General features: G+C 76.4%; 4 protein-coding genes. 2 read left to right on the top strand and 2 right to left on the bottom strand.

Annotated features, from left to right (window positions below; translation table 11 throughout):
- Positions 1–53: 53 nt before the first annotated feature.
- Together A0J59_RS20940 and surE are read left to right on the top strand one after the other, a co-directional pair.
- Complete coding sequence (locus tag A0J59_RS20940) at positions 54–971, top strand: 1-phosphofructokinase family hexose kinase (RefSeq protein WP_053369421.1); 918 nt, start codon at positions 54–56, stop codon at positions 969–971.
- Positions 972–1012: 41 nt separating this feature from the next.
- A complete protein-coding gene (surE, locus tag A0J59_RS20935; protein WP_064317342.1) occupies positions 1013–1780 on the top strand; it encodes a 5'/3'-nucleotidase SurE in 768 nt (255 codons plus the stop codon).
- A 57-nt stretch (positions 1781–1837) separates the two neighbouring features.
- Here surE and A0J59_RS22670 read toward each other — a convergent pair whose 3' ends face one another.
- Both A0J59_RS22670 and A0J59_RS20925 read right to left on the bottom strand, forming a co-directional pair.
- Positions 1838–3499, bottom strand: coding sequence for a mechanosensitive ion channel domain-containing protein (locus tag A0J59_RS22670; protein WP_082379517.1), 1662 nt, complete (start codon positions 3497–3499; stop codon positions 1838–1840).
- A 29-nt stretch (positions 3500–3528) separates the two neighbouring features.
- Positions 3529–4149 carry an antibiotic biosynthesis monooxygenase gene (locus A0J59_RS20925; RefSeq protein ID WP_064317343.1) on the bottom strand — a complete coding sequence of 207 codons (621 nt, stop codon included), beginning with the start codon at positions 4147–4149 and terminating at the stop codon, positions 3529–3531.
- Positions 4150–4173 lie beyond the last annotated feature (24 nt).

Here is a 4173-nt window from a genome sequence, read left to right as displayed (position 1 = left end):
TCCACCGTGAGCAGGGGTGTCAGGGCGAGTACGCACCCGCCCGCGTCCCCAGCGTGTGCGTACTCGCCCTGACACCCCTGCTCACGGTGGAGATCGAGCCCGCCGGGCCGTACGAGACGTCGCCCGAGGTGCACGTCCACCCCGGCGGCCAGGGCCTGTGGCTCGCGCGCATGGCGTACTCGCTCGGCGCGCAGGTCGTCGTGTGCGGCCCGTTCGGCGGCGAGACGGGGACGGTCGCCGCGCACCTCGCGCGGGCCGAGAACCTCGACCTGCGCGCGACGACGACCGGCGGGAACGGCGCGTACGTCCACGACCGGCGGAGCGGGCACCGGGAGGAGGTCGTGACCATGGACCCGTTCCCGCTCAACCGCCACGAGGTCGACGACCTGTACGGCACCGTCCTCGTGTCCGGGCTCGACGCCGCGGTGACCATCCTCACCGGGTCGGAGACCGCGATCGGGGTCCCGGCCTCGTTCTTCGGGCGCCTCGCGCGCGACCTGCACGCGTCCGAGCGGCAGGTCGTCGCCGACCTCTCCGGGGACCAGGCGCGCGCCGTCGCGGACGCGCCCGGCGCGGTGCTCAAGATCAGCCACGAGGAGATGGTCGAGGGCGGGTTCGCCGACGACGACACCGAGGCGGCGCTGCTCGCCGCCGCGCGTGGGATGGTCGACGCCGGGCCGCGCGCGGTCGTCGTCTCGCGCGCGCACGACCCCTCGCTGCTCGTGACGCGCGAGCACACGTACACCGTGCGCACGCCGCGCATCACGACCGTCGACCACCGGGGCGCGGGCGACTCCATGACGGCGGGCATCGCCGTCGGGCTCGGTCGTGGCCTCGACCTGCCCGGCGCGGTTCGCCTCGGCGCCGCGGCGGGCGCGCTCAACGTCACGCGGCGCGGTCTCGGGACCGGGCGCCGCGACCAGATCGAACGACTCGCGCGCCGGATCACGGTGCGCGAGGCCCCCGCCTGACCCAGCACCGACCGCATCCCCGACGACAGAGGAGAACCACCGTGCGCGCCCTCGTGACCAACGACGACGGGATCGACTCCCCCGGACTGGCGGTCCTCGCCGGAGCCGCGCTCGACGCCGGCTACGAGGTCGTCGTCGCCGCCCCCGCCCGCGAGTCCTCGGGCGCGAGCGCGTCCCTGCTCGGCGCCGAGCGCGACGGCCGGCTCGCGGTGGAGTCGAGACCCGCGCCCGGCCTGCCCGACGGCGTGACGTCGTACGCCGTGCGGGCCGCCCCGGCGCTCATCGCCTTCGTCGCCGCCTACGGCGGGTTCGGCCCGCGCCCGGACCTCGTGCTCTCGGGGGCGAACAAGGGCGCCAACACCGGCAACGCGATCCTGCACTCGGGGACGGTCGGGGCGGCCCTGTCGGCGATGACGCACGGGATCCGGTCGCTCGCCGTCTCGGTCGACGCGGCCGAGCCGCAGCACTGGGACACCGCGCGCCTGGTCACCGACCACGTGCTCGCCTGGATGGACGGGGACGGCTCGCGCGACGTCCCGCTCGACCGGCGCACGCTCAACGTCAACGTCCCCGACGTCCCGCCCGACCGGCTGCGCGGGCTGCGGCAGGCACCCCTCGCCACGTTCGGGCTCGTGCAGGCGAACATCCACGAGGACGGCGACCGGCACCTCGTGCTCCAGTACTCCGGCACGGAGCGTCACTCCGAGCCCGACTCGGACACCGGGCTCCTCACGCGGGGCTGGGCCACCGCGACCCTCCTCGTCGCGCCCTACGCCGACGCGACGGTCGAGGTCCCCGGGCTCGACTGACGGCGACTCCCCGCGCCCGAGCACCCGGTCCGCGGCGGGGCACGGCGCTCCCGGCCGTCAGCCGCGTGGTCGGCCGTGGTCGCCGTCGCGGCGGTCGCCGTCCCCGTGGACGTCGGCCTGCCGCTCGTCGTCCGCGCCCGACCTCACGGGCTCGTCGTCGGGCACGACGCCGTGCTCGGCCGTGCGCTCGCGCTCGTCGATGACGTCCTGGCCGGGCCCGGCGAACGCCCGCGAGCGCTCCTCGCCCTCGGGCGTGCCGCTGAAGAAGGCGGACTCGGCGGCCTCGGGCGTGGCGTCGTCGTACGCGTCGTGCCCGACGGCGGGCAGCGGCCGGGTACCCCCCGGCACCTCGGCGTCGGCGGCGCTCCCGTCGCCCGCGCCGCCGGGGCGGCCCGGGCCGCCGGCCGGACCCGGGACGACGCCCACGAGCCGCGTCGGGTCCTCGCTCGGCGCGGCGCCCGCGCCCCGGCCCGCGCGTCGGATCGTCCCGAGGACGACGGGCGCGTCGGCGCGGCGCGACCCGCGCTCGGCAGGGAGCCGGGGCGGTCGCGCGGGGGCGACGGGCGCGCCGTCCTCCGCGGCGTCGCGGTCGAGACCGCCGGGCGCCTCCGCGCCGTCCGGCCCGAGAGCACCCGACCCCTCCCGCTCGTCGGGCCCGCCGACCTCCAGGGCGTCGACCGCCCGCTCGAGGCGCGTGCGGGGCAGGCCCTGCGGCGCCGCGCGCTGCAGCCAGTCGACCAGCCCCTCGCGCACGAAGCACCGCAGGTCGAACAAGGTGGGCGCGTCGTGCGCGCTCACGAGCGCGCGCACCCGCACGAGGCCCCCGACGGCGTCGGTCACCTGGAGGATGCCCACGCGCTCGTCCCACAGGTCGGTGAGCGCGAGGAGGCGCCGCAGCTCGGCCCGCATGGGGCCCACCGGCACCTCGAAGTCGAGGTCGAGCTCGACGGTCCCCAGCAGGTCGGCGGCGCGCCGGGTCCAGTTCTGGAACGGCGTCGTCGTGAAGTACGTCGACGGCATGATGAGGCGGCGGTCGTCCCAGAGGTGCACCACGACGTACGTCATGGTGATCTCCTCGATCCGGCCCCACTCGCCCTCGAGCACCACGACGTCGTCGACGCGGATCGCGTCCGTGAACGCGATCTGCATGCCCGCGAACACGTTCGCGAGCGACGTCTGGGCCGCGAGGCCCGCGACGATGGAGATGAGCCCCGCGGACGCCAGCAGGCTCGCGCCGGCCGCGCGGGCCGCCGGGAACGTGAGCAGGATGCCCGCGACCGCGCACACGACGATCACCGCCACGGTGAGCCGGCGCAGCACCGTGATCTGGGTGCGGACGCGGCGCGCGTGCCGGTTGTCCGCGGTGTCCATGCGGTAGCGCTGGAGCGCGGAGTCCTCGAGCACGAACGCGATCGCGCCCACCCACCACGCGCCGACGACGATGAGCGCGATGAGCAGGAGGTGCTCGACCGCGGGGCGCCACGGCGTGGACGCGTCCGTGGTCAGGCGGACCGCGATCCACACCGCGACGACGGTGAGCACCGCCCGGTCCGGTCGGCGCAGCCGCCGCGAGAGGTCGCGGGCGAGCTCGCTGCGCCGGCCCGCCCGGCGGACCACCGCGGAGATCACCGTCCCCAGGACGAACGCCAGCAGGATGCCCGCGGCGACCGCACCGAGGGTGACGAGGACGTCGGTCGTGTTCTCGATCTCGGTGTCCATCCCTCCAGGCTAGGCAGGGCGCCGGGTCGTCACCTCCGGGCCGCGGGGCGGGAGCGACGCGCCCCGGACCGCGGCGGGCGGGCGAGCCACGGGGCGAGCAGCCGCGTGACCCGCGGCAGGACCAGGTACGTCATGACGGGCGTGAGGACGAGCGTGGTGGCGAGCACGCGCGGGACGACCGGCACGGCGTCCCACGCCGGGACCAGACCCCCGACGAGGAGCGTGAACGCGAGGTTCACCGGGAAGAACCCGAGCCAGATGCTCACCGACTGCTTCCAGCGCGGCGGCGCCGCGACCGTCGCGCTCGCCGGTGGCGCGGTCGACGTCGGGGCGTCGAACCAGCCCTCGATGCCCGTGCGGCGCTCGACCCGCGTCTCCTCGACGAGGTCCCGCCCCTGCGCGAGCCAGCGCACCCGGTCCGGCGACGTCTCCCACGCGTCGAGCGTGGCGGCGTCGGCGAAGCGGTACAGCATGTGCCAGTCGTGCGACCCGGCGGACGCGCGCACCCAGCCGGAGCCGAGGAACCCGGGGTAGCGGTTCGCGAGGTTCACGCCGTTCTGCACCCAGCGCGTCACCGCGGGGACGTTCTCGGGCAGGACCCGCCGCTCGATCGCGACGGTCACGGGCCCGGTGCCGGTGACCGTCGCGATCGAGCGGCGGGTCCTGCCCGAGAA

The organism is Cellulosimicrobium sp. I38E (genome assembly GCF_001647255.1).
In the GTDB taxonomy this organism is placed as follows: domain Bacteria; phylum Actinomycetota; class Actinomycetes; order Actinomycetales; family Cellulomonadaceae; genus Cellulosimicrobium; species Cellulosimicrobium cellulans_E.
This window is presented reverse-complemented; position numbering and strand designations above follow the sequence as displayed.

What these genes read in the sequence shown, in the direction of transcription:
- A0J59_RS22670 (WP_082379517.1), bottom strand. Translation starts at nt 3,499, where the DNA reads ATGGACACCGAGATCGAGAACACGACCGACGTCCTCGTCACCCTCGGT.